Consider the following 24,748-nt stretch of genomic DNA (forward strand, 5'->3'; position numbering starts at 1 on the left):
GCACAGGAAAGGTAACAGAACCAGAAATACGCTATTGTTATGGTTACAGATAGCATAACTAAAAACTGTACCCATGACTTTTCACGGAACTGACACCATGACTGATACAGCGGATTTCAGCGACACGCGATATAACCAACTGGCGGAACAACTGGCGGACGCTATCCGCCGTGGCACACTCGCACCGGGCAGTCGTTTGCCGTCCGTGCGACGCAGCGCACAAACCTGGTCAGTCAGTATCAACACCGTGGTAGCTGCTTACCGGCGGCTGGAAGATCGCGGCTTTATCGAGGCACGTCCGCAGTCCGGTTTTTATGTGCGTGCCGCGTTGCCCGCGCTGGACCATCAGCCGCAGGAACAGCCGCAGACGCCAGCGGCAGAACCGGCAGATGAAGTGCTGGATCTGATCGACAAAGTGTTCGCCTCGCAAATTGACCCCACCTACACCAACTTATCGCTAGCCTGTCCGCAGTCGAACGATTTTTACCCGACCGGAAAACTGGGGCGGATTATGTCGTCACTGCTGCGTCGTCAGCCCAATCTGATCGGGCAATACGCGCTGCCGCCGGGCAGCCCGGCGTTACGCCAGCAAATTGCGCGCCGTGCACTGACGCTCGGCATGATTTTAGAGCCTGCGGATATCACGATTACGCACGGTTGTATGGAGGCGTTACAGCTGGCATTGCGCGTTACCACCAAACCCGGCGACAGTATCGGGCTGGAAACGCCGACCTATTTTTATCTGCTGCCGATGCTGGCGAGTCTCGGACTGAAAGCAGTGGAAATCCCCACCGATCCGCAAACCGGCCTGTCGCTGGATGTGCTGGAAATGCTGCTGACCGAGAAACGGCTGAATGCAGTGATCGCTATGCCGACGGCGCAAAATCCGCTGGGCTTTACCATGCCACTGGCGGCGAAAAAACGGCTGGCGCGGCTGATGAACGATCACCAGGTCCCCCTGATTGAAGACGGGCTTTACGCAGAAATTCAGTTTGGCGCGACGCTGTCTCCGGCGGTAAAAGCCTTTGACCGGGACGGCTGGATCCTGTTTTGCACCAGCTTTACCAAAACGCTGGCACCTGATTTTCGCATCGGCTGGGTGGACGGCGGACGCTTTGCCGATAAGTTGCATAAACTGAAAGCGGTATCGTCAATGGCAGAGTCCGCCTTGCTTTCCCAAACGCTGACGTTGTTTCTGGAATCGGGCGGTTACGATCATCATCTGCGGGTTTTACGCAAACGCTACGCGTCGCAGGTGGAACAGGCGCGCGCGTTGATCGCCCGTCACTTCCCGCAGGGCACCCGCGCCACGCAACCGGCAGGCGGCTTTGTTATCTGGGTGGATTTCCCGCCGGGCGTCGATTGCGTCACGCTGTTCCGCCAGTTACTGAAAGATAAAATCTGCATGACGCCGGGACAACTGTATTCACCGAGCGGTCGCTACGCCAATGGCCTGCGTTTATCGTGCTGTTATGTTTTCGATACCCGCTATATTTCGGCGATGATCCGCATCGGTGAGCGGGCGTGTGAGATGTGTGGTTTGCCGCCGGGGCTGGCAGAAACGCAGGAGCAAGCTGAAGAATCGCACACTTCCTGATACACTGACGTTTATTATTCCCAATTTACAGTCGTGCCCGCTGCGGCATGAACGGATCTGAAACCATGAAAGAAGTCGAAAAAGCCGAGATTAAACGCCTCAGCGACATGCTGGATGCACTTAATCACAAAGATGCGACCGTGATTCAGGCAGGTAATGCTGAGTTAATCGCCAAGCACGAAGAAGAGAAAGAAAAACTGGCTGCCGAGATCGCGCGTTTGAAAGAAGTGCGTGAGAAAAAACTCAGCACCGAAGCGCAGAAGCTGGAAAAGCTGTTCAGCCGTGAAATCACCAAGAAAGAACAGGCTGATATGGGCACGCTGAAGAAAACCGTTCGCGGTATCGTGGTGGTTCACCCGATGACTGCGCTGGGCCGCGAAATGGGCCTGAAAGCGGTGACCGGTTTCGCTAAGAAAGAATTCTGAACTAACACGCCCTCCCCTACGAAGGGGAGGGTTGGGGTGGGGTATTAAAGCAGAATCAAAGAGTTGAAGTGTGCTTTGACTCGGGTTTTGTCTTTATAACCCCCTCCCAGCCTCCCCCTTCGCAGGGGGAGGAGCAAAGAAAAACCCCTCCAGCCATACCCGTTCTGTTTCTTACTTCCCAAACAATCTCCGCCCAAAATCCTCGATCTTGCGATTTACCAGCCGCATCTGCATGGTTTTACTCCAGCTCGCTGAAATCCCTGCAGCAGACATCAGACGGCGATACTGTTCCTCATCAAACGGCATGTTGAAGGCGATAGAAATCGCTTCTGCGACGGACACCTCACTGTTGCGCGTCAGCAGTTCCAGCGGCCGGTCGCCACTGACATTCCCCGTACTGACCACCCGATATAACCAGCCGCAGCGGCCGCTTTGTTGTAACAGCGGCGACAGGTTTTTGCAGTCGAGAAAATGGTTCAGTTTGTAGCAGGGCGCACGGGGTTGCGTGACCTGAATCAGCGCGTCGCCCCAGCGGAAAATATCGCCGATATACACGTTATCTTCGGTCATGCCGAGTGTCGAAAGGTTTTCCCCAAACGCAGGCGGATGAAAACGGTCCTCTTCTTCGGGAAACTGCTGGCGCAACCAGGCGTAATGCTCGCGGGGAAAATGACACAGCGCGCGGTCAGCGCCACCGTGATAAGACTTTTCGGCCTGCTGATCGTTCTCCAGCCCGAGAGGCGTCAGAGCGACAGCGCCATCAACCTGACGTTTGGCAATCGCACTGGGTGAAAAGTCGGGATAATGCTCGATGGTACCGATGTACACGTCGGGATAATGCATAAGCTCTCCGCTGCTGAAATGTCACTCGCTCAAGCATAACCTGCATTCGGCAGCGGGAGTAGAAGGAATACCTGCGCACATGCGGGGTGCGCAGGTTCATCAGTCAGAACGTTTCCCAGTTATCCTGACTGGTTTTGCCTTGAACTGGCAGCGGCAGGGCCGGACGGCGCAGCGCGGCGGATGCCGGTGCGGCCAGCATATCGCCGTTATCGGCCAGGCGGAATACCGAGACTGCCTGCGTCAGCGTCGCGGCCTGATCTTCGAGTGAATCGGCGGCAGCGGATGACTGCTCAACCAGCGCGGCGTTCTGCTGTGTCGTGCTGTCCATTTCGACAATCGCCTGCGAAATCTGGCTGATTCCACGGCTTTGCTCGTCAGAAGCAGAGGCGATTTCACCCATGATATCGCGCACATGCGAGACGGATTTCACGATGTCCTGCATGGTGCGTCCGGTATTTTCCACCAGCTTCGCGCCGGTGTTAACACGTTCAACCGACTCGGCAATCAGCCCTTCGATCTCTTTCGCTGCCTGCGCACTGCGCTGTGCCAGTATGCGGACTTCCGAGGCGACGACTGAGAATCCGCGACCCTGTTCACCGGCACGCGCGGCTTCAACCGCAGCGTTCAGCGCCAGGATATTGGTCTGGAACGCGATGCTGTTGATGACGGACGTAATTTCGGCGATACGTTTTGAGCTGCCGGAAATCTGCTGCATGGTGTCGACCACTTCGCCGACTTGTTTGCCGCCGAGCGTTGCGGTGCCTGAAGCCTCGCTGGCCAGTTTGCTGGCGTGATGGGCGTTATCGGCGTTCTGTTTCACCGTCGCGCTCAGTTCTTCCATGCTGGCGGCGGTTTCTTCAACCGCGGCGGCCTGCTGTTCGGTGCGTGAGGAAAGATCGGTATTCCCGGCGGCGATTTCAGCCGCCGCGTGAGAAACCTGTGAAACGCCGGAGCGGATTTCATAAATCATCGTACTGAGATTCTGGCTCATCGCGGACACCGCGTTCATCAGCATACCCAGCTCATCGCGACGTGTGGTTGGATGCGCGACAGTCAGATCGCCCCGCGCAATCGCCTCCGCCGTTTTCAGCGTATCGCGCAGCGGCTGGGCAATCTGGCGGGTGATTCGCCATGCAATGATAATCCCCACCAGCATTACGATCAGCGTAATCACCATCATGATCATCTGCGCATTAGTGATGTCTTTATGCGTGTTATCCAGTTCATTTTTGAATATTTTTGCGACCAGTGTGTTCATCTCAGCGGCTTTTACTGTCAGCAGCTGCGAGTTTTTTTGTTCATCTTCGTAAGCCGGCATGTAGGCCATAACGTGATCTTTATAGGTCGCCAGCGCACTCATCAGCGGGGCGAGTGTGGCCTGCTGATCCGGTAACAGTAATGCGTTCAGCTTTTTAGCATTGGCCTGCGTATCATCAATTGACTTTAACAGCCTGGCTTCCGATTCCTTGTTGATGTTGAGCAACAGGCCGCGCACGTCATAACGCACGTTGATCAGTTTTTGAATGACTTCGGCCAGTGAAAGACGAATGGAAGGATCGGCATCTTCCACACGCAGCTGATCTTGTAAACGTTTCACAACGGCTTCGGTTTCGGAAAGATTCCAGCTGGCGCGTACCGCATCTTTGCGGTCGACGGCTTCTTTAAACGCGGCTTGTGCCTGCTGATATTCATGGATTTTTACCGGCACCTGCTCCAGTTCTGCCTGGCCAGCTGCATCCCATTTCAGCTTGTCTTTCGACTGCTCAATCAGTTGCGACAGCGCGTCAATGTTGTCCTGATTTTGTTTGAGATATGCCGGATTGTAATTGAGCTGATAAAGCGTACGGCTGAGGCGGGCATCATTGAGTAATGCGTTCATCTGATTACTGAAATCGACTTTTTCCGCACGCTGACTGATGTCGTTAAATTTAATCATTCCCGCAGTGGTAATGACGGCCGCGATCAAAAGCACCAGCCCGAAACCCAGACCCAGTTTGGTGCCGACCTTGAGATTGTTCATCCACTGCGAAAGACCCGATCCGTTACTCATAATCATTCTCCGTCAAACATCCCTTTTAAATAGACATGCGTTTTTGTGACGCCTTTGTGAACAATCTATCGGTAGGTTGTTTAATAAACTTTATAGGATCTGTGGCGTATTTTTGATTAATGCGAGCGGGGTCTAATAATGGTGGGAAACGGAAGAATAATTCGCTGTAAAACAGTGATCATGCATACAAATTCAGGACATAAAAAAGGCGGGTCACTGACCCGCCATTGGCGAAAACATCATCATGCCCGCGAAGGGCGGCAGGGCGAAATTACTTCGCTTCAGCCAGACGTTTTGCTGCTTCGTCCCAGTTTACAACAGCCCAGAAGGCTTTGATGTAATCAGGGCGTTTGTTCTGATATTTCAGGTAGTAAGCGTGTTCCCACACGTCCAGGCCCAGCAGCGGGTAACCGGAAGCGCCGGAAATGGCTTCGCCCATCAGCGGGCTGTCCTGGTTAGCAGTAGAAACAACCGCCAGTTTGCCGTCTTTCAGCACCAGCCATGCCCAGCCTGAACCGAAACGAGTGGTCGCTGCTTTCTCAAAAGTTTCTTTGAAAGCGTCAACGCTGCCGAAATCGCGTTCGATCGCAGATTTCAGTTCGCCCTGCAGGGTGGTGCCGGTTTTCAGGCCTTTCCAGAACAGGCTGTGGTTAGCGTGGCCGCCTGCGTTGTTACGCAGTGCAACTTTCTTGTCTGCAGGAACCTGATCCAGTTTGGTGATCAGTTCTTCAACCGGCAGTGCAGCCAGTTCCGGCAAGCTTTCCAGCGCAGCGTTAGCGTTGTTCACGTAAGCCTGGTGATGTTTAGTGTGATGGATTTCCATCGTTTCTTTGTCGAAATGCGGTTCGAGTGCGTCGTATGCGTAAGGCAGTGATGGCAGTGAATAACTCATGTTCATCGTCTCCATAGTGTAGGGCGGCACCGTCATTGTGAGCACCGCGTAATCAGTCGGATCATTATAGTTAATTAAATGATATTGAAAATGATTATCTATGCTCCATGCTTTGTGCGGGTACTCGTAAGCGCCTGTTATACGGGGCTTAGAACCAGATAACCGCAAACAATCCTAAATTGTCTAAAGGCACGCGGTGCTTAGAGAGAGTTAACGTAACCGCTGCGGATGCGTATACACCGTTGTCCGTCCCGGTTTACTGAAACCGACCAGCGTCAGATTGCATTTTTCGGCAACGTCGACTGCGAGCGTGGTGGCAGCGGAGACGGCAAACAGGATTTCGATGCCGCACATCGCGGCTTTCTGCACCATTTCATAGCTGGCGCGGCTTGATACCAGCGCGGCGCCGGATATCCAGTCGTTTTGTCTGGCACGCATACCGAGCATTTTATCGAGCGCCACATGACGGCCCACATCTTCGCAGCCACCCAGTAATTCACCTTCCGGCGTGATCCACGCGGCGGCGTGGGTACAGCCGGTGAGCTGGCCGATTTCCTGCACGGATTTCAGCTGGTGCAGCGCGTTGTCCAGATTTGCCAGATCAAAGGTTTGACTGAACGGCAGCGGCGCGAGCGGGCGGAATAAATCGCCTAACTGTTCGATGCCGCAGACGCCGCACCCGGTACGGCCCGCCATGGCGCGGCGGCGTTCTTTCAGCCCGGCGAAACGGCGGCTCGATAATTCGATGTTAACCTCAATCCCGTTACAGTTTGGTGTCACCTCCATCCCGTAAATATCACTGACCGATTCAATAATCCCTTCTGACAGCGAAAAGCCCAGCGCAAAGGCCTGCAGATCTTTCGGTGAAGCCATCATGACCACATGCGAAATGCCGTTATAAACCAGCGCAACGGGCACTTCCTGAGCAATCCAGTCATCTTCCGGCTCATTGAGATGTGCGCGCTGCATCACCGTTTTTTGGCTGGCTCCGATGATCTGAGTCACTTTTTTGTCATCTTTTTCGCCCAGTTCGTTTACTTGATGGACATCCATTAGCAATAACCTTATAAACATTCCGGCTACATAAGCCGTACAAAAATTATGGGTACTTGGCTTTAATTTTAACGCTTCCGCATCAGCTGCGGAAAGCGCCAATTTGAAAAGCAATGTGTTAACAGATGATGGGAAGGAGTCTTTCATGCAAGTCAGCAGAAGACAATTATTCAAAATATGTGCGGGTGGTATGGCCGGCACCACGGCGGCATTATTAGGATTTACTCCTACCATGGCGCTGGCGGAAACCCGCCAATACAAACTGCTTCGCTCCCGTGAAACCCGCAACAACTGCACTTACTGTTCCGTAGGTTGCGGAATACTGATTTACAGCCAGGGCGATGGCGCGAAAAACGTCACTGAAAATATCTTCCACGTAGAGGGTGACGCCGATCATCCGGTCAGTCGTGGCTCGTTGTGCCCGAAAGGCGCAGGCGTGCTGGATTACATCCACAGCGAAGGCCGTCTCAGATATCCGGAATACCGCGCTCCCGGTTCCGATAAATGGCAGCGCATCACGTGGGACGAGGCGATTTCCCGTATCGCCCGCCTGATGAAAGATGACCGCGACGCCAACTTCGTCGAGAAAAATGAAAACAACGTGACGGTCAACCGCTGGCTGACCACCGGCATGCTGTGTTCTTCTGCGGCCAGTAATGAAACCGGTCTGCTGGATCAGAAATTCACCCGCGCGCTGGGTATGGTGGCGATCGACTGTCAGGCCCGTCTGTGTCATGGCCCGACCGTGGCGGCATTAGCGCCAACCTTTGGTCGCGGTGCGATGACGAACAACTGGGTCGACATCAAAAACGCCAATGTGATTTTAATTATGGGCGGAAATGCGGCAGAAGCGCATCCGGTCGGATTCAAATGGGTGATTGAGGCCAAAACCAAAAATAACGCCAAAGTCATCGTCGTCGATCCGCGCTTTAACCGCAGTGCTGCGGTGGCCGATATCTACGCGCCGATTCGCGCTGGTTCTGACACGGCCTTCCTGCTCGGCATGATCAACTATCTGATCACCCACAATAAAATTCAGACCGAATACGTCCTGGAATACACCAATGCCAGCCTGCTGGTACGTGAAGATTATGAATTCAACGACGGTCTTTTCAGCGGTTTTAACGCGGCGAAAAAATCCTATAACAAAGAAAGCTGGCACTATCAGCTGGATGAAAAAGGCTTCGCGAAACAGGATAAAACGTTGCAGGACCCGCGCTGTGTCTGGAACTTGCTGAAAGAGCATGTTTCCCGTTACACGCCGGAACTGGTGGAACGTCTGTGCGGTACCTCGAAAGAAGATTTCCTGCTGATCAGCTCCATTCTGGCGGAAACCTGCGCGCGCGATAAAACCTCGACCATTTTGTATGCGCTGGGCTGGACGCACCATACCGGCGGCGCACAAACCATCCGCTGTGCGGCGATGATCCAGTTGCTGCTTGGCAACATTGGTATGCCGGGCGGCGGCGTGAATGCCCTGCGTGGTCACTCCAATATTCAGGGCTATACCGACCTCGGTTTGCTGTCGCTGAATCTGCCGGGTTACATGCCTTTGCCGTCGGAAAAACAGACTAATTTCACTGATTATCTGCATCAGATTACGCCCGCACCGCTGGTGGACGGACAGGTCAATTTCTGGAAAAACACACCGAACTTTTTCGTCAGTATGATGAAAAGCTTCTGGGGCGATCACGCCACGGCGGAAAATGACTGGGGCTTTGACTGGCTGCCGAAATGGGACAAAAGCTACGACGTGCTGCAACAGGCCGAGCTGATGACCGAAGGCAAGCTGAACGGGTATATCGTGCAGGGCTTCAACCCGCTGGCGGCCTTCCCGGACAAAAACAAATCCTCGCGTGCACTCTCAAAACTCAAATACATGGTGGTGATCGACCCGCTGGTGACTGAGTCCTCAAACTTTTGGCAAAACCACGGCGCGATGAATGACGTGCAGACCGCCGATATTCAGACCGAGGTGTTCCGTCTGCCGTCTTCCTGTTTTGCAGAAGAAAACGGTTCGATTGTGAACTCCGGCCGCTGGCTGCAATGGCACTTCCAGGCCTCTGAGCCACCGGGTGAAGCGCTGCACGACGGCAAAATTATCGCCCGTCTGTTTATGAAACTGCGTGAGCTGTACCAGAAAGAGGGCGGTGCCAATCCGCTGCCGGTAATGAATATGGCGTGGGATTATCAGGATCCGCTCGACCCGCTGCCGGAAGAAATCGCCCGCGAAGCCAACGGCAAAGCGCTGGCTGATATTCATGATGACCAGGGCAATCTGCTGGCGAAAAAAGGCCAGCAACTTTCGACGTTTGCCCATCTGAAAAATGACGGCAGCACCGCCAGTTTCTGCTGGATTTACACGGGAAGCTGGACGGAAGCCGGTAACCAGATGGCGCGCCGCGATAACGCCGATCCTTCCGGTCTGGGCTGTACGTCCGGCTGGGCGTGGTGCTGGCCGCTCAACCGCCGCATTCTGTATAACCGTGCGTCCGCTGATCCGCAGGGCCAGCCGTGGGATCCGAAACGCGAAATCATCCGCTGGGATGGCGCGAAGTGGATTGGTTTTGATGTCCCGGATTACAGCGCCGCCGCGCCGGGGTCCGGTGTCGGGCCGTTCATCATGCAACAGGAAGGCGTCGGCCGTTTATTCGCCACTGACAAAATGGCCGACGGCCCGTTCCCTGAGCATTACGAACCGATCGAATCGCCGATTGGCACTAACCCGTTGCATCCGGCGGTGATTTCCAATCCGGTCGCGCGCATTTTTGCCAGCGATTTGCCGAATATGGGCACCGCCAAAGACTTCCCGTATGTGGCGACCACCTATTCGATCACCGAATTGTTCCGCCACTGGACCAAACACGCGTTGCTGAACGCCATTGCGCAGCCAGAACAGTTTATCGAGATCGGCGAAGGTCTGGCCGCCTCGAAGGGCATTGCGCAGGGCGATGAAGTGAAAGTGTCTTCGAAGCGCGGATTCATCGTGGCGAAAGCCGTGGTGACCAAACGCATCCGGCCACTGACCATCGACGGTAAGCACGTTGATACCATTGGCATCCCTTGCCACTGGGGCTTTGAAGGCGCGACGCGTAAAGGTTATTTAGCCAACACGCTGACGCCGTCAGTCGGTGACGCTAACTCGCAAACGCCGGAGTTTAAGGCGTTCCTGGTTAACGTGGAAAAGGTCTAACGGAGGCGAATTATGGCAATGCAATCACAGGACATACTTCGTAAGTCCGCAACCAACGGGTTCACGCCAGCGCCGCGTGCCCGTGACCATCAGCAGGAAGTGGCGAAACTCATCGATGTCACCACCTGCATCGGCTGTAAAGGCTGTCAGGTCGCCTGTTCCGAATGGAACGACCTGCGCGATGACGTCGGGTTTAATACCGGCGTTTACGATAACCCGATGGATCTCAGTGCGAAATCCTGGACGGTGATGCGTTTCTCCGAAGTGGAACAAAACGGCAAGCTGGAATGGCTGATCCGCAAAGATGGCTGCATGCACTGCGCCGATCCGGGCTGCCTGAAAGCCTGTCCGGCGGAAGGCGCGATTTTGCAGTACGCCAACGGCATCGTCGATTTTCAGTCAGAACATTGCATCGGCTGCGGTTACTGCATCGCCGGTTGCCCGTTCAACATTCCGCGCATCAACCAACAGGATAACCGTGCCTACAAATGCACGCTGTGCGTTGACCGTGTGAGCGTCGGCCAGGAACCGGCCTGTGTGAAAACCTGCCCGACGGGTGCGATTCATTTTGGCACTAAAACCGCGATGCAGGATTTGGCCGCAGAACGCGTCAGCGAGCTGAAAGGCCGCGGGTTTGAACATGCCGGTTTATACGATCCGCAGGGCGTTGGCGGCACGCACGTGATGTACGTGCTGCATCACGCCGACAATCCTGAGCTGTATCACGGCCTGCCAAAAGATCCGGCCATCAGCGCGGCGGTTACCTTGTGGAAAGGTGTCTGGAAACCGCTGGCCGCCGTCGGCTTTGCAGTGACCTTCGCCGCGGCGGCATTCCACTTCCTCGGCGTGGGGCCGAATTACGTGAAAGAGGAAGAGCATACGGAAGGGGAAGATAAACATGACGATGAGGAGAAACGCTCATGAAAAAAGAGAAGTTAATCCAGCGCTATAACCTGGTGGAACGTCTCAATCACTGGATCGTGGCGTTTTGTTTTGTGACGCTCGCGCTCAGCGGCATCGGCTTCTTTTTCCCGTCGTTTAACTGGCTGATGAACGTTTACGGCACCCCGCAACTGGCGCGTATCCTGCACCCGTTTTTCGGCGTGGTGATGTTCGTCTCTTTCCTCGGTATGTTCTTCCGCTACTGGAAGCACAACCTGCCGGAAAAAGATGACATTGTGTGGGCGAAAAATATCGGCAAAGTGCTGACCAATCATGAAGTCGGCGACACAGGCCGCTATAACTTCGGCCAGAAATGCGTGTTCTGGGCGGCGATCAGTTGCCTTGTGCTGCTGATGGTGAGCGGCGTCATGATCTGGCGTCCGTGGTTTGCTGGTTACTTCCCGATCCCGCTGATCCGTCTGGCGCTGCTGGTGCATTCACTGGCCGGTATTGGCCTGATTCTGGTGATCATCATGCACGTCTACGCGGCGACCTGGGCGAAAGGGTCGATTTCGGCCATGACCGGCGGCAAAGTGCCCGCGTCATGGGCGAAGTATCACCATCCGCGCTGGTATCGTCAGGTGCGTGCTGAAGAGCTGAAAAAAGAACAAGATAAGAGGAAAGCCGGATGAGCATCCAGATTGTTCAACAGGACGAACTGACAGACGGTAAAACCACGGCGGGGAACATCCCGCCGGTACTGTTCGCCAACCTGAAAACACTGTATCAGCGCCGCGCCGATCGTCTGCGCACGCTGGCTGAAAACAGCCCGCTCGACGGATATCTGAACTTTGCTGCGGCGATTTGCGACGCCCAGCAGCGCGTGCTGAAAGAGTTTCCGCTCAGTATCGACCTGAGTGGCGAATTAGAAAAAGCGGCCGGTAAACCGCCACTCGACTGCCGTCTGTTTCCGCGCACGCCGCACTGGCTGACCTTGCTGGATGCGCTGATCCTGGTGCTCAAACATGGCGCATCAGAGCCGGTGTCCGGCGTACTTGAGCGCCTCGAACATTCCCCGAGCCTGCAGCGGGAAATGATGGCGACGCAGCTGCTGAATCAGGATTTCAAACACGTTCCGGCCGATGAAGCCCCGTTTATCTGGGCCGCATTGTCGCTGTACTGGGCGCAGATGGCGGCGCAGTTGCGGGGTGTCGGGCGGGCGGATTATGGCGAAAATCGTCAGTTCTGCCCGGTATGCGGCAGCGTGCCGGTTTCTGCGGTGATCGCGTTTGGCGCCCACAGCGGCCTGCGCTATCTGCACTGCAATCTGTGTGAAAGCCAGTGGCATGTGGTGCGCGCCAAATGTAGCAACTGTGATGAAATGGAGCATCTGAACCTTTGGTCTATCGACGATGAGCAGGCGACGGTGAAAGCCGAAGCCTGTGACGATTGCGGCGCGTACCTGAAAGTGATTTATCAGGATAAAGATCCGCAGGCAGACGCCGTGGCGGACGACCTCGCCACGCTGCTGCTCGATGACCGGATGGAAGATAAAGGATTTTCCGGCAGCGGCATCAACCCTTTCCTGTTTCCCGCCGGGTAACCTGTAAATCTGGCAGCCGTGACTGGTAAACCCCGGCATGGCTGCTAGCTTTAAAAGAGGTTCCGGCGAAAACGAGGAGGGTCTGATGAAATTGATCGGCAGTTATACCAGCCCGTATGTACGCAAAATTTCTGTGATGTTGCTGGAAAAAGGCATCCCGTTTGATTTCATTAATGACACCCCCCACGAACCTGGCTGCAAAATCACGCAGTACAATCCTCTCGGAAAAGTCCCCGCGCTGGTCGCCGATGATGGCGAAATTTTCTATGATTCCCCGATCATTGTGCAGTTCATCGAACTGATGAATGTCGCGCCCACGCTGTTGCCGTGGCAGCCGCTGGAAGCGTTACGCGTGAAGCAAATTGAAGCGCTGGCCGACGGCGTCACTGATGCTGCCGTGGCGCTGGTGCTGGAAGGCCGCCGCGATGCGGATAAACGTAACGAAGCCTGGGTTTTGCGCCAGCGGGAAAAACTGCTGCGCGGGCTGGATGCGCTGGAAAAGCATGCGGCAAACCGCACGCTGCTCAATTCTGAAAGCCTCAACGTGGCCGATATTGCCGTCGCCTGTTGTCTGGGCTATCTCAACTTCCGGCGTATTGCGCCGGGCTGGTGTGTCGAGCATCCCGAACTGGTAAAACTGGTTGAACGCCTGTTCCAGCGCGAGAGTTTTGCGCGCACCACACCCCCCGGAAGTGGTAACGCCAGCTTTGCAGCGAAAAAGGTGTGAGGCCGCTCGAAGACTTCTCTTTACAATCTGCCGGTGAGATTTTTAAAGCCTAAGCTTTGTGCAGCGCTCTGCTAATCCCTGTTGCATAAAGGAGTTCCATCATGGCCTATGATAAAAATCCTCATGCCGTCAAACCGGAAGAATACGGTTTCCCGCTGAAACTCAAAAAACAATACGACAACTTTATTGGCGGTGAATGGGTCGCGCCGGTAAAAAAAGAGTATTACGACAACCTGACGCCGGTTACCGGCGAAGTGCTGTGTAAAGTGGCCAGTTCCAGCACCGATGACGTCGATCTGGCGCTGGATGCCGCCCATCAAGCCAAAGACGCATGGGGAAAAATGCCGGTGCAGCAGCGTGCAAACTTACTGCTGAAAGTCGCCGATCGCATGGAACAAAATCTTGAACTGCTGGCAAATGCCGAAACCTGGGATAACGGCAAACCGATCCGCGAAACCAGTGGCGCAGACGTGCCGTTAGCCATCGACCATTTCCGTTATTTCGCCTCCTGCGTACGCGCACAGGAAGGCGGGATCAGCGAAATCGACAGCGAAACCGTGGCCTATCATTTCCACGAACCGCTGGGCGTGGTGGCACAAATTATCCCGTGGAATTTCCCGCTGCTGATGGCGTGCTGGAAAATGGCACCGGCGCTGGCGGCAGGTAACTGCATCGTACTCAAACCGGCCAAACTGACGCCGCTGTCGGTTCTGTTGCTGATGGAACTGGTGCAGGACATTCTGCCTGCTGGCGTCATTAACGTGGTCAACGGCGCGGGCGGGGAAATCGGCGAATATCTGGCGACCTCCAAACGTATCGCCAAAGTCGCTTTCACCGGTTCGACGGAAGTCGGCCAGCGGATCGCCGGCTATGCTGCACAAAACCTGATCCCGGCTACGCTGGAACTGGGCGGTAAATCGCCGAATATTTTCTTCGCCGACGTGATGGATAAAGAGGACGAATTCTTCGACAAAGCGCTGGAAGGGTTCGCGCTGTTTGCCTTCAATCAGGGCGAAGTCTGTACCTGTCCGAGCCGTGCGCTGGTGCAGGAGTCCATCTACGAACGCTTTATGGAACGGGCAATCAAACGCGTGGAAGCGATCAAAACCGGTAACCCGCTGGATATGGAAACCCAGATGGGCGCGCAGGTGTCTGCCGGACAGATGAAAACCATTCTGGATTACATCGAAATCGGTAAAAATGAGGGCGCGGAAGTCCTGACCGGCGGTGCGAAGAAGAAACTTGAAGGTTCACTGAACGAGGGTTATTACCTGCAACCGACCATCTTGCTGGGTAAAAACAATATGCGCGTCTTCCAGGAAGAAATTTTCGGACCGGTGCTGGCGGTAACGACATTCAAAGATATGGATGAGGCGTTACAAATCGCCAACGATACGGCTTACGGGCTGGGGGCGGGTGTCTGGAGCCGTGACGGCAACGTGGCGTATCATATGGGGCGCAACATTCAGGCTGGCCGTGTCTGGACCAACTGCTATCACGCCTATCCGGCACATGCGGCATTCGGCGGTTACAAACAATCCGGTATCGGGCGCGAAACCCATAAGATGATGCTGGATCACTATCAGCAAACGAAATGTTTACTGGTGAGTTATTCGAGTAAACCGATGGGGCTTTTCTGATTCTGAGTTGCCATTAATACCCCACCCCAGCCCTCCCCTTCGCAGGGGAGGGAGCAGGTCGGCGTTTTTACTCCTCCCCCTGTGAAGGGGGAGGCGGGGAGGGGGTTTTGCAGGCGACTCAGATCGAAATCACACCACGCTGTTCGGCGGCAGCACCACCTGACGGCTGCGCAGGAAAACCACCACCAGCGCCAGCCAGGCGAGGCCGCTGATCAGGTTGAACATGTTAAACATCCCCGCACCGCCTTCGACATAAGCCACTTTTGCCAGCTCAATCCCAACCGTGAAAATCATCATGCTGATAACGCCCATGGCGGCGGAGACAGTCCCTTTGCTCATGTCGCTGGAGAACAGCGTCAGGCGGTACAAACCGGCATTCGCCACACCAATTCCGAACGCATACAGGCTCAGACCGGCGGTCATCCACAGATAGGCATGCGCAGAAAACATCGTAGCCACCGCAGCGATCAGCAAACCGACCACCATCGGGCCTGCGCCCAGTTTAATCAGATATTCGACGGTACGTTTGCCCGTCAGGCGCGCCAGCGTAACGTTACCGATAATCAGTGCGCCGAAAATCGGCACCTGTAACAGGCCATAATCGTAAGCGGCTAAGCCTTCGCCGCTGATTAAAATCACCGGCGACTGTGCAATCCACGTCAGCAGCGGCAGGCTGGCAAAACCAATCGCCAGCGCGCCGCATACGAACTGACGGTTCTTCAGCACGTGCTTGTAATCGCGCAGCAGGCTTGGCATCGAGAACGGTTCACCAAGCCGGGAAGCTGTTTCCGGCATCGATTTCCACAGTCCCCACAGCGCGATAGCGGCGAGCACGGCGAAAATTACAAACATCGACTGCCACGGGGCAATGTGGATCAGCGCCGCACCGGCCAGCGGCCCGAGCAGCGGCGCAATCAGCGCGACATTCGCCATCATGGCCGTGATTTTAATACACACCGATTCTTCGAAGGATTCCTGTATCGCGGCATAGCCGACCGCGCCGATAAAGCACAGGCTGATGCCTTGCAGGAAACGCATCACCATAAACTGTTCGATGTTTTGCACGAACAGAATCGCCAGGCAGGTGATGATGAAAAAGGTCACGCCGGTCAGCATCACCGGGCGACGACCGCGCCTGTCTGACAGTGGCCCGAGCAGCCATTGCAGGAACATGCCGCCAGCCAGATAAGCGGTCATGGATGTTGGCACCCATTCTTCCCCGGCATTAAAATTAGCCACGACGGCCAGCATGCCCGGTTGGATCATATCGTTACCGATATAAGTCGCGAATTCGAACAGCACCAGGCACAGAGGGAACAAAAGCGCCTGCCGACCCAGAAGGGACGCAGTATTTGGAGAATTATGCATTTTAGTTATTCACAGACGTAAGGCTAATCGGTTGAAAATTAGCAGAAAATAAGAGACTGTCCGGGCGGGTTTCGCAAGCGAGGCAGTAATGCTGGCTATTTTGCCGATTATTTGAGCGCAACGCAATCTTCAGATTCACGTTCAGCACAATCTGAGAACGGCACTTTTGCCTTGTTAGCCCTCCAAAAGCTGGCTACGCTGCCAACAACCATCGGTAAGAAGGAAATTGCAGGGAATGAGCCAAAAAATCAGCTGGATAGATAATCTGCGTGCGCTCGCCTGCATGATGGTGGTGATGATCCACGCCAGCACCTCGCTGGTGGTCAATTTCGCTGCGGTCCATACCGCTGAATGGACAGTGGCAAACCTGCTCAATTCTGCCTCGCGCGTCTGTGTGCCGCTGTTCTTTATGATTTCCGGTGCGCTATTTTTGGGTGAAAAAAGTGCGCAAAAACGGCATTTTTGGCGCGTCACATTATGTTTGCTGTTCTACAGCGCCGTCTCGCTGATGTACATCCTCACCATGACAAAAATAGGATTTTGGCCGTCATTGCGTCTGATTGTGGAAAAACCGGTGTTTTACCATCTTTGGTTTTTCTACGCCATTATCGTGATTTACCTGATTTCCCCGCTGATTAACGTTAAAGCCGTATCCGGCAGATACCTGCTGATCGCCGGAACATTGCTTGGCGTCCTGGCGAATCCGCAACTGCCTGCCGTGACATGGCAGAAAATCCATCTTTTGCCGCTGGATTTATACATCAGTGGCGATACCTTCTATTACGTGCTTTACGCCCTGATGGGCCGCGCCATCAGCCAGCTCAATACTGAAAAAATGGTAATCACGCTTACCGCCAGCGCCCTGTTTATCCTCAGCACGCTGGCGATTGCCACGGGTACGTACCGGCAGATGCAAATTAACCAGAATTTCGCCGACACTTTTTACGTCTACAGCGGCCCGCTGGTGTTTATCTCCGCCATCGCGCTGTTCGTGGTGTTCAAAAACGCGCTGACACACCGCATGCTGCCGGGATTTGCCCTGATCTCCCGTCATTCCCTGGCCATCTACGGCTTTCATGCACTGATCATCATTGGCCTGCGCAGCCAGCATCTCGACTTTCCGCAATATCCGCTGCTGAACATCGCCTTTTTGTTTATCTGCGGACTGGGTGGCGGATTATTACTGGCGATGGGGTTGGGGAAAATAGACCGGCGGAATTGGGTGAGCTGAAAACAATATTGATTATTTATACACATCATGAATGGTTGTGCATGATATTATCAATTTATTTCCCCTTATTTTATTAAATCGGCACGTCACGATTAATCTCTTTCATTATCTTTGTCATTTTGTTCCGGATATTATTTCGCTTCACTTATCCAGGCAAATTATCATGACATTCTGGCCGCCCTTTCAAATAAATGGTGTGATTTATACGCTTGATCATCTTCGGGCATCGACAATTGTTGCTGTCAGGCCAGCCAGTGACGATTTTCCAACCCGTAAGTTACGGATTTTTGTGGTCTACACTGATCATTGTTTCACGGCGCATCAGGCAGAATCTGAGTTGTGGGTTTATCCTCATGCTCCCGGAAAGCATCAGCGATATTTTTGTCCGCAACGTCATTCATATTCATTCCGCTTACCCGAGCTTATAAATAAACTCATTAATGAAAATGCGTTATTAGGCCGGGCGTTGCATCAGCATCAGGAAACATTTTATTATCTGGAAACACATTATATGGGTGTGGATTATTGTTTGTTTTTTGAAATAACAAAAAATAAACATCCGGTGGGTGACATACGATTAAAAGTGATGACAAGTTACCCGAGAGAGAAATGGGCTGGCCCGGTGGGCGTAAATGGATGGTTCAGTTTTTGGCATATTTTTGATGCGAGGATGAAAGGTCTTAAATTACCAACAAGGCGCAGATAACAAAAAAGCGACACGGGGTCGCTTTTTTGTTTTTACAGCTTCAGGCGGAGGTCTTTGGATTTTCATCTTATCGCGGCACGGCCAGCGGCCTTTACAGGCAGACACCGACGTACTGTTTAGCGTAGCCATTCAGTCCCACAAATCGTCAGCGGATAAAATTTTACTCAATTAATGCTCAACTTGCAATCAGCCTTGCGTTTAACGCCACCGCTCCTGCGCACGGCGCAATTGTCTTGCGGATGAAAATCCGGCGGCGAGTGCGGCCTTTTCGATGCCTGATCCCTGCTGAAGGCGCTGTTGTGCCACGGCGATACGCAGTTGCTCGTGGTAGTCACGCACGCTGATACCCAGATGCTGGCGGAACAAACGGGTGAGGTGGCGTGCGCTGATGTGCGCTCTGGCAGCGACCTCTTCCACCTGCCAGGCGGATTCCGGTTCGGCGGCCATCAGATTTTGTGCGCGGTGAACGGCGGGGTGCAGATGATTACGGTAACGCAGCCACGGAGAGAGTTGCGGATCATCACCGCCACGACGAAAATAGACCACCATTTCGCGGGCGACATCCAGCGCCGCCTGTGGCCCCAGATGCGTGGCGATCAGGTGCAGTGCCAGATCGATACCGGCGCTGATGCCCGCGCTGGTCAGCACGGAACGGTCTTCAACAAATATCCGGTTATCTTTTACCTGTGCGGCGGGGATCTGCTGGCGCAACTGCCCGATCACGTCGTGATGTGTCGTGCACTGATAGCCGTCGAGCAGCCCGGCTTTTCCGGCCAGCAGGCTGCCGGAGCAGATACACACCAGCGTTAAATTCCCCGCTTCAATGGCGCTTTTCTGCTGATGCAGCCAGTCGCAGGTCGTCTGCGCCACCATTGAGCTGAAGTTTTCAGCGGATTCCGCCACGCCCGGCATGATCAGAATGCTGCCCTCTGGCAGGCTTTGCGGCAGTGGCTGTAAATGGCTGACCATCAGGCCGGTAGACATCATGACTTCCGGCTGCGGCCCGATGTAGTGCAGCCGGAATTGCCCGCTCAGGCGCAGCGCTTCCGCCGGGCCGGTGAGATCTAACGACATCACGCCGGGGAGCGTCACAAAGTAGACATTTCGCTGCATAGTGCTTCATCCGTCCGCAAGGGAAAACGCTATCTTCACACAACGCGGTCAAGTTCCGCCAGCGCACCGGTCACGTCGGTGAGGGTGGCAAAGCGGTCGTCGAGCACCAGTTCGGTACGCAATTTGATCTCCTGCGCGCTCAGCGTGAGTCCGCTGGCGTGGGTCATCGGGAAGGTCAGTGTCGCTTCGGTGACAAAAGTCACCGAATAGCCGAGGTCGGACGCCACGCGGGCCGTGGTTTCGCAGCACTGCTCGGTACGCATACCGGCGATAATCAGATGCGTGATGCCTTTATCGCGCAGCCAGCCGTCGAGGCCGGATTCCGTCAGGGCATTGTGGACGTGTTTATGGACGACATGTTGCGGCTGGTGTGTGAGGAACGTCATCGGCGTGACCAGACCGGAAGCCAGCGAAAAGTCGCCATCAGGATTGACGTGAAACACGTCGATAACCGGCACGTTGCGGGCCTGACAACCATCAATCAGGCGGGTTAAGGCTGCGCTGAAAGCCGGTAAATCATCCTGCTGCCAGAAGTCTTTATGTTCGAAGGAACGTTGAACGTCGATATTTAACAGGGCGCTTTGGGTCATTTCCGGACTCCATCTGGTGAGTGTGAAGCCAGTGTGCGCCTGAATTGAAATGAGAAGAATGCCAAAAACGGACATGATGCTGACCAGGGCGGACGACCTGCGCCATCCGCCGTCGGTTCAGAATTTTTTGATCAAAGCTTCTGATCGGCGCGCCAGTGGTGATAGTCGATATGGTCGGCCTGGAAATTGGTCGTTTCAGCATCGCCGGTCAGGCGGTACGCAAGCTGAAACGCAAAATCAAACGCCAGCCCTAATCCTTTGCCGCTGAGTAAGTTGCCGTCTTCTACAAACGACTGATTGAGGTAAACGCCGTCTTTCACGTCTTTGTATAAATCGCCGGAACAGACATAGCGACGACCTTTCAGCAGCCCGTTTCCGCCCAGTACGCGCGCGGCAGCGGAGCACAGCGGGCAAATCAGTTTCCCGGCGTTGTCATGACGGCGGACAAATTCCACCACCTCTTTACTGGCCGCCAGCGCCACTGAACCTTCCGGCCCGCCGGGCATTACCACGGCATCGAATAAACGATCACCCTGCGCGGACAGCAGTTCGTTGGCCTGCATCTGAATACCGTGATAGGTGCGCAGCGTCAGGCTTTTCTGGCAGGCTAATGTGGTGACCTGAATCTCCAGCCGCTCGAGAATATCGAGCACAATTACCGCTTCACCTTCTTCAAATCCGTCGGCCAGCAGCAGAGCGACCTGCTTTTTCGCGTTGTCCTTTACCATAATGCAAATGTCCTCTGAGGATAAAAATCAGAGGACATAATAAAATGAAACGGTGTTTTGATATTGTGACTGGTATTGCAGACCCGGTTAGAAAACCAGTTGCACTTTCGAGGCTTTGGATTTATCCAGGGCGTACTCCAGCGCTTCCACCAGGCTTTCCTGCGGGAATTCCGCCGACAGCAGCGGCATCGGATCGACAGTTTTATTCGCCAGCCATTCGACCGCCGTGTTGAATTCTTCGGTGAAGCGGAAGCTGCCGACCCAGTTAATTTCTTTGGCAATGAGCATCATCAGCGGGAATTCATTCACCACCGGTCCCATGCCGACCTGAACCAGCGTGCCGCGCGCGCGGGTCACTTCCAGACAACGGCGGATGGAAGACGGATGGCCGGAGGCATCAAAGGAGACATCGAAAAAGCCTTTCTCCGCCTGATATTCACTGAAATCACCCTGTGCGGCGTCCAGCGCTTTACCTGCACCCACCGCCAGTGCCAGCGTGCGGCAACGTTCGCTCGGGTCCGTCACCACGATTTGCGCGGCGCCTTTGGCTTTCGCCGCCAGCACGATCAGGCAACCGATCGGACCGACGCCGGAAACAAACACCGTTTTGCCATGAATATCGCCTGCCTGATTGACGGCATGAATGGCGACGGCCAGCGGCTCGGCGAACACCATCAGACGGTCACTGACCTGATTGTCGTAAGGAATGCACTGGTTGCTGTCGACGATCTTATACTGCGTAAACGCGCCATTGATGTGCGGGAAATACATCGCGCTGCCGAAGAATTTCATGGTGGTGCACTGATTTTCGTCGCCGGAAAGACAGTATTTGCAGGCTTTGCACGGCTTACTCGGGTTCAGCGCCACTTTCTGACCAGGCTGCAAACGCGGGGTATCCGATTTCTCCACCACACCCACCACTTCGTGGCCGAGTACCATCGCCTCGCGCACTTTGAAATCACCCACCGCGCCGTGTTCGTAATAATGCAGATCCGAGCCGCAGATGCCGCCGCGGGTGATTTTCACCAGCGTACCTGCTCCGGTGTAGTCGAGGGTCTGGTTGATCACCGAAACGTCTTTTTTCCCGGTTACGACGCAGGATTGTGTGGCAATAGTCATGGAATTCTCGCTCTTTAAAGGGCCTGATTGCGCCCAGTAAAGAGGGTTTGCCGGTCATAAAATGTGATCGTCGTCACTTTGCGCCGTGTTACGAAAACCTGTTACCCATAACTTGAACGGACTCAACTTTTCCCGGCAGATTTATCACGATTGCGCGCCGGAATGCTGAGGATCAGATGGGTTATCACACCACCGGCCAGCCCCCAGAATGCCGAACCGACTCCCAGCAGCGTGACGCCGGAAGCAGTGATCAGAAACGTAATGATTGCCGCGTCGCGCTGACGTTCATTTTCCAGCGCGCGGTACAGGCTGCCAGCAATGGTGCCGAGCAGCGCCAGCCCGGCGATGGTGTGGATCAGCGCCTCCGGCAACGCAGTAAAGACCATGCCGATGGAACCGCCAAACACGCCCGCAATCAGATAGAAAACGCCTGCCGAGACGGCCGCCATATAGCGCTTTTTGGGATCAGGATGAATATCCTCACCCATACAAATCGCGGCGGTAATGGCGGCGATACAGATGGTAAAGCCGCCGAACGGCGCTAAAACTAACGCAGTCAGCGCTGTCCAGGAAATCAGTGGCGAAACAGGCAGATGGTAGCCGTGCGCTTTCAGTGTGGCGATGCCCGGCGCATTCTGTGAGGCCATGGTCACCACAAAAAACGGAATGCCAATGCCGATAATGGTGGAAAGTGTGAAATGCGGCATCACAAACGCCGGTGCGGCGAAGGTCAGCGTCTGACCGTGCAGGGCAATATCACCCTGTAATGCGGCGACGATCAGCCCGGCAACCAGCGCCATTACCACCGCATAGCGCGGCAGGGCGCGTTTTGCCAGCAGATACACCAGACACATGGTCCCTGCGAGGGCAAAATTGCTTTGCAGTGAGGTAAAGGCGTTCAGCCCGAAACGCAACAGAATACCGCCGAGCATCGCCGCTGACAGCGCCTGAGGAATGTAATGCATCAGTCTGGCGAATAAACCGGTCACGCCACACAGCAGGATCAGCCCGGTGGCAAACACAAATACGCCAATGGCTTCGTTAAGCGAAGTGCCGGGCAGGCTGGTCACCAGCAGCGCCGCACCGGGCGTTGACCAGGCCGTCACCACAGGCGTGCGGTAATACAACGATAGCCCGATGCTGGTAACGCCCATGCCCAGCCCGAGCATACTCAGCCAGCCGCCAATCTGCGCTACGCTGGCGCCCGCCGCTTCCGCCGCCTGAAAGATAATCGCCGCGGAGCTGGTATACCCGACTAAAACCGCGACAAATCCGGCGATTACCGCCGAAAACGTTAAATTCTGCAAACTGAGACGCGAGGCCATGGGCGAAATTCCTTCTGGTTAGCGGACGCTGGCGGTATGCTGTTGTGCGTTATAGCGCACATCTGCTGCGCTCAAGATATCACTGTGCGTTATAACGCACAATCGCGATCGGTAAAAACGATTGCCAGAGGAGTCAGGATGCAGGAACTCACCCACCATATTGGCAGCCAGCTGAAAGCCGTGCGCAGCGAACGCGGCTGGAGTCTCAGCCAGACGGCAGAACATACCGGCGTCAGCAAGGCGATGCTCGGGCAAATCGAGCGCGGCGAATCCAGCCCGACCGTCGCGACGCTGTGGAAAATCGCCAGCGGCCTGAATGTTTCGTTCTCGGAATTTCTCGAAACGCCGCCCGCGCAGTCAGCGGCGTTGCATCGCCACGGCTTACTGACTACGTTCAACAGTGACACTTCGGGCATGCGCGTGGTGCCGCTGTTTCCGTTCGATACCACGCTGCGTATGGACATGTTTGTTATCGATCTCGAGCCGGGCGGATGCAGCGAATCCACACCACACGAAGCCGGAGTGATTGAGCATGTGATTGTTATCGAAGGTGAACTGACGCTGACGGTTGACGGTGTGACGCGCGTGCTCAGCGCCGGTGAAGCTTTGCGTTTTGTTGCCGATTGTCCGCACGCTTACCGCAATGAAAGCGGTCATTCCGTGCGTTTCCACGACCTGATACATTATCCGCAGTCACGCCCGTAACGTTTTCATTTCCTGAGGAGAATGCCCGATGAGCCAGCCGCACGATGTGATGATCCGTCTGTTAACCCCCGCAGACCGCGAAGGTTGGGAAGCGTTATGGCGTGATTATCTGGATTTTTACCAGTCGGAGCTCGATCCGGCGCAATTTGATTACACTTTCCAGCGTTTATCACAGCCTGATTACGCCAGCATGTTTGGCTATGTGGCGGAGTACGAGGGAAAACTGGTCGGGCTGGTGAACTGTATCAATCACGATCATGGCTGGCACATGCAGCAGGTGGTGTATTTGCAGGATTTGTACGTTGACGACCGCGCCCGCAAACTGGGGATCGGGCAAAAACTGATTGAAGCGGTTTATGCTTACGCCGACGAAAACAATAAAGCCAACGTCTACTGGACTACCCAGACCTCAAATCATACTGCCCGCAAACTGTATGATCGTATTGGTACGCTGACCGAATTTATTAAATATTCCCGTTAAGTGGTTTACGCATATTCATTTTCGTTGTGACGTAACCGAGGCTGGCGTACAGCGCCTGCGCACCGGGATTGCTGGCAAAGACATTCAGTTCAATTGCCACACAACCCTGTTCCTGCAGGCGTTCTTCCATCAATCTGAACGCTGCCGCTGCATGACCCTGACGGCGAAATTGCGGATACACCGTCAGTTCGTACACGAACGCGCTGCGCACGCCATAACGTTCCACATTGGAAAACCATAAATAGCCCGCTGTTTCGCCGTTCTCTTTGGTTTTAATCTCAAAAAGATACTGATCCGGCGTATCAATACCTTGCGGCAGTGCACTTTGCGTAGAACTGCGAGCCCGTTCCAGCGCGGTATCCGCCTGCCAAAGACCGGCTGTTACGTTCTCTTCTGCATAATCTTTTGCCAGCTGTTCTGCGAAACCCTGGTAAAACGCAGCACTCATCGGCGCTAAAATAGTCATCCTTTCCCTCT

At 54.6% G+C, this 24,748-nt stretch carries 22 protein-coding genes and 1 pseudogene; 12 read left to right on the top strand and 11 right to left on the bottom strand.

All coding sequences use genetic code 11. The annotated features are described in order from the left end of the window. Window positions 1-97 precede the first annotated feature (97 nt). On the top strand, window positions 98-1,597 hold the full coding sequence (locus tag LC431_RS15220; RefSeq protein ID WP_013573389.1) for a PLP-dependent aminotransferase family protein: 1,500 nt from the start codon (window positions 98-100) through the stop codon (window positions 1,595-1,597). Window positions 1,598-1,662: 65 nt separating this feature from the next. Continuing rightward, complete coding sequence (locus tag LC431_RS15225) at window positions 1,663-2,022, top strand: YibL family ribosome-associated protein (RefSeq protein ID WP_013573390.1); 360 nt, start codon at window positions 1,663-1,665, stop codon at window positions 2,020-2,022. A gap of 171 nt (window positions 2,023-2,193) precedes the next feature. Here LC431_RS15225 and yiiM read toward each other — a convergent pair whose 3' ends face one another. The 4 genes from yiiM to fdhD all read right to left on the bottom strand — a co-directional run bounded on the left by yiiM (window position 2,194) and on the right by fdhD (window position 6,860). Continuing rightward, entirely contained in the window at window positions 2,194-2,865 is a 672-nt protein-coding gene (gene yiiM / locus LC431_RS15230; protein ID WP_013573391.1) for a 6-hydroxyaminopurine reductase, read from the bottom strand. A gap of 103 nt (window positions 2,866-2,968) precedes the next feature. Beyond that, window positions 2,969-4,915 carry a methyl-accepting chemotaxis protein gene (locus LC431_RS15235; protein WP_112151993.1) on the bottom strand — a complete coding sequence of 649 codons (1,947 nt, stop codon included), beginning with the start codon at window positions 4,913-4,915 and terminating at the stop codon, window positions 2,969-2,971. Window positions 4,916-5,186: 271 nt separating this feature from the next. Next, window positions 5,187-5,807, bottom strand: a complete 621-nt coding sequence (sodA, locus tag LC431_RS15240; RefSeq protein ID WP_013573393.1) for a superoxide dismutase [Mn] — start codon at window positions 5,805-5,807, stop codon at window positions 5,187-5,189. Window positions 5,808-6,017: 210 nt separating this feature from the next. Then, window positions 6,018-6,860, bottom strand: coding sequence for a formate dehydrogenase accessory sulfurtransferase FdhD (gene fdhD, locus LC431_RS15245; protein ID WP_223510047.1), 843 nt, complete (start codon window positions 6,858-6,860; stop codon window positions 6,018-6,020). 145 nt (window positions 6,861-7,005) lie between these two features. Here fdhD and fdnG point away from each other — a divergent pair, with 145 nt between their 5' ends. From fdnG to LC431_RS15275, 6 genes are all read left to right on the top strand, one after another. Then, window positions 7,006-10,053, top strand: a complete 3,048-nt coding sequence (gene fdnG, locus LC431_RS15250) for a formate dehydrogenase-N subunit alpha (RefSeq protein WP_223510048.1) — start codon at window positions 7,006-7,008, stop codon at window positions 10,051-10,053. Between the two features lie 12 nt (window positions 10,054-10,065). Then, window positions 10,066-10,977, top strand: coding sequence for a formate dehydrogenase subunit beta (gene fdxH, locus LC431_RS15255; RefSeq protein WP_013573396.1), 912 nt, complete (start codon window positions 10,066-10,068; stop codon window positions 10,975-10,977). Beyond that, entirely contained in the window at window positions 10,974-11,627 is a 654-nt protein-coding gene (fdoI, locus tag LC431_RS15260; protein ID WP_112197178.1) for a formate dehydrogenase cytochrome b556 subunit, read from the top strand. The genes fdxH and fdoI overlap by 4 nt, the downstream gene beginning before the upstream one ends. Next, window positions 11,624-12,538, top strand: a complete 915-nt coding sequence (gene fdhE / locus LC431_RS15265) for a formate dehydrogenase accessory protein FdhE (RefSeq protein ID WP_223510049.1) — start codon at window positions 11,624-11,626, stop codon at window positions 12,536-12,538. The genes fdoI and fdhE overlap by 4 nt, the downstream gene beginning before the upstream one ends. Window positions 12,539-12,623: 85 nt before the next feature. Further along, window positions 12,624-13,265, top strand: a complete 642-nt coding sequence (locus LC431_RS15270; RefSeq protein WP_013573399.1) for a glutathione S-transferase — start codon at window positions 12,624-12,626, stop codon at window positions 13,263-13,265. 101 nt (window positions 13,266-13,366) lie between these two features. Beyond that, the gene (locus LC431_RS15275) at window positions 13,367-14,905 is read left to right on the top strand and encodes an aldehyde dehydrogenase family protein (protein ID WP_013573400.1); all 1,539 of its coding nucleotides are present in this window, start codon (window positions 13,367-13,369) and stop codon (window positions 14,903-14,905) included. A 129-nt stretch (window positions 14,906-15,034) separates the two neighbouring features. Here the strand turns inward: LC431_RS15275 and LC431_RS15280 are convergent, their stop codons facing one another. Further along, entirely contained in the window at window positions 15,035-16,273 is a 1,239-nt protein-coding gene (locus LC431_RS15280) for an MFS transporter (protein ID WP_223510050.1), read from the bottom strand. Window positions 16,274-16,508: 235 nt separating this feature from the next. Between LC431_RS15280 and LC431_RS15285 the strand changes: the two genes are divergently transcribed. Together LC431_RS15285 and LC431_RS15290 are read left to right on the top strand one after the other, a co-directional pair. Continuing rightward, window positions 16,509-17,504: an acyltransferase gene (locus LC431_RS15285; protein WP_013573402.1), complete on the top strand. Its 996-nt coding sequence runs from the start codon at window positions 16,509-16,511 to the stop codon at window positions 17,502-17,504. Between the two features lie 163 nt (window positions 17,505-17,667). Further along, window positions 17,668-18,210: a hypothetical protein gene (locus LC431_RS15290; RefSeq protein WP_071823615.1), complete on the top strand. Its 543-nt coding sequence runs from the start codon at window positions 17,668-17,670 to the stop codon at window positions 18,208-18,210. Window positions 18,211-18,408: 198 nt separating this feature from the next. Here LC431_RS15290 and LC431_RS15295 read toward each other — a convergent pair whose 3' ends face one another. The 5 genes and pseudogenes from LC431_RS15295 to LC431_RS15315 all read right to left on the bottom strand — a co-directional run bounded on the left by LC431_RS15295 (window position 18,409) and on the right by LC431_RS15315 (window position 23,085). Then, window positions 18,409-19,323 (bottom strand): GlxA family transcriptional regulator, encoded by a 915-nt coding sequence (locus LC431_RS15295; protein ID WP_223510051.1) that lies wholly within the window; start codon window positions 19,321-19,323, stop codon window positions 18,409-18,411. A gap of 47 nt (window positions 19,324-19,370) precedes the next feature. Further along, a pseudogene (locus LC431_RS15300) lies at window positions 19,371-19,913 on the bottom strand (isochorismatase family protein); the annotation flags it as partial. A gap of 131 nt (window positions 19,914-20,044) precedes the next feature. Beyond that, on the bottom strand, window positions 20,045-20,641 hold the full coding sequence (locus LC431_RS15305; protein ID WP_112197276.1) for a DJ-1/PfpI family protein: 597 nt from the start codon (window positions 20,639-20,641) through the stop codon (window positions 20,045-20,047). Window positions 20,642-20,728: 87 nt separating this feature from the next. Beyond that, the gene (gene idnD, locus LC431_RS15310; RefSeq protein ID WP_014411439.1) at window positions 20,729-21,760 is read right to left on the bottom strand and encodes an L-idonate 5-dehydrogenase; all 1,032 of its coding nucleotides are present in this window, start codon (window positions 21,758-21,760) and stop codon (window positions 20,729-20,731) included. Window positions 21,761-21,882: 122 nt separating this feature from the next. Beyond that, window positions 21,883-23,085 (bottom strand): benzoate/H(+) symporter BenE family transporter, encoded by a 1,203-nt coding sequence (locus LC431_RS15315; RefSeq protein ID WP_013573408.1) that lies wholly within the window; start codon window positions 23,083-23,085, stop codon window positions 21,883-21,885. A gap of 138 nt (window positions 23,086-23,223) precedes the next feature. Here LC431_RS15315 and LC431_RS15320 point away from each other — a divergent pair, with 138 nt between their 5' ends. Then, window positions 23,224-23,790, top strand: coding sequence for a helix-turn-helix domain-containing protein (locus LC431_RS15320; protein ID WP_013573409.1), 567 nt, complete (start codon window positions 23,224-23,226; stop codon window positions 23,788-23,790). Window positions 23,791-23,818: 28 nt separating this feature from the next. Continuing rightward, entirely contained in the window at window positions 23,819-24,271 is a 453-nt protein-coding gene (locus LC431_RS15325; RefSeq protein WP_112151985.1) for a GNAT family N-acetyltransferase, read from the top strand. Here the strand turns inward: LC431_RS15325 and LC431_RS15330 are convergent. Beyond that, window positions 24,255-24,737, bottom strand: coding sequence for an N-acetyltransferase (locus tag LC431_RS15330; RefSeq protein WP_013573411.1), 483 nt, complete (start codon window positions 24,735-24,737; stop codon window positions 24,255-24,257). The two genes, LC431_RS15325 and LC431_RS15330, sit on opposite strands and share 17 nt — an antisense overlap. Window positions 24,738-24,748 lie beyond the last annotated feature (11 nt).

Source organism: Rahnella sp. GSA61A, assembly GCF_019969905.1.
GTDB classification, from domain to species: Bacteria; Pseudomonadota; Gammaproteobacteria; order Enterobacterales; family Enterobacteriaceae; genus Rahnella; species Rahnella aceris.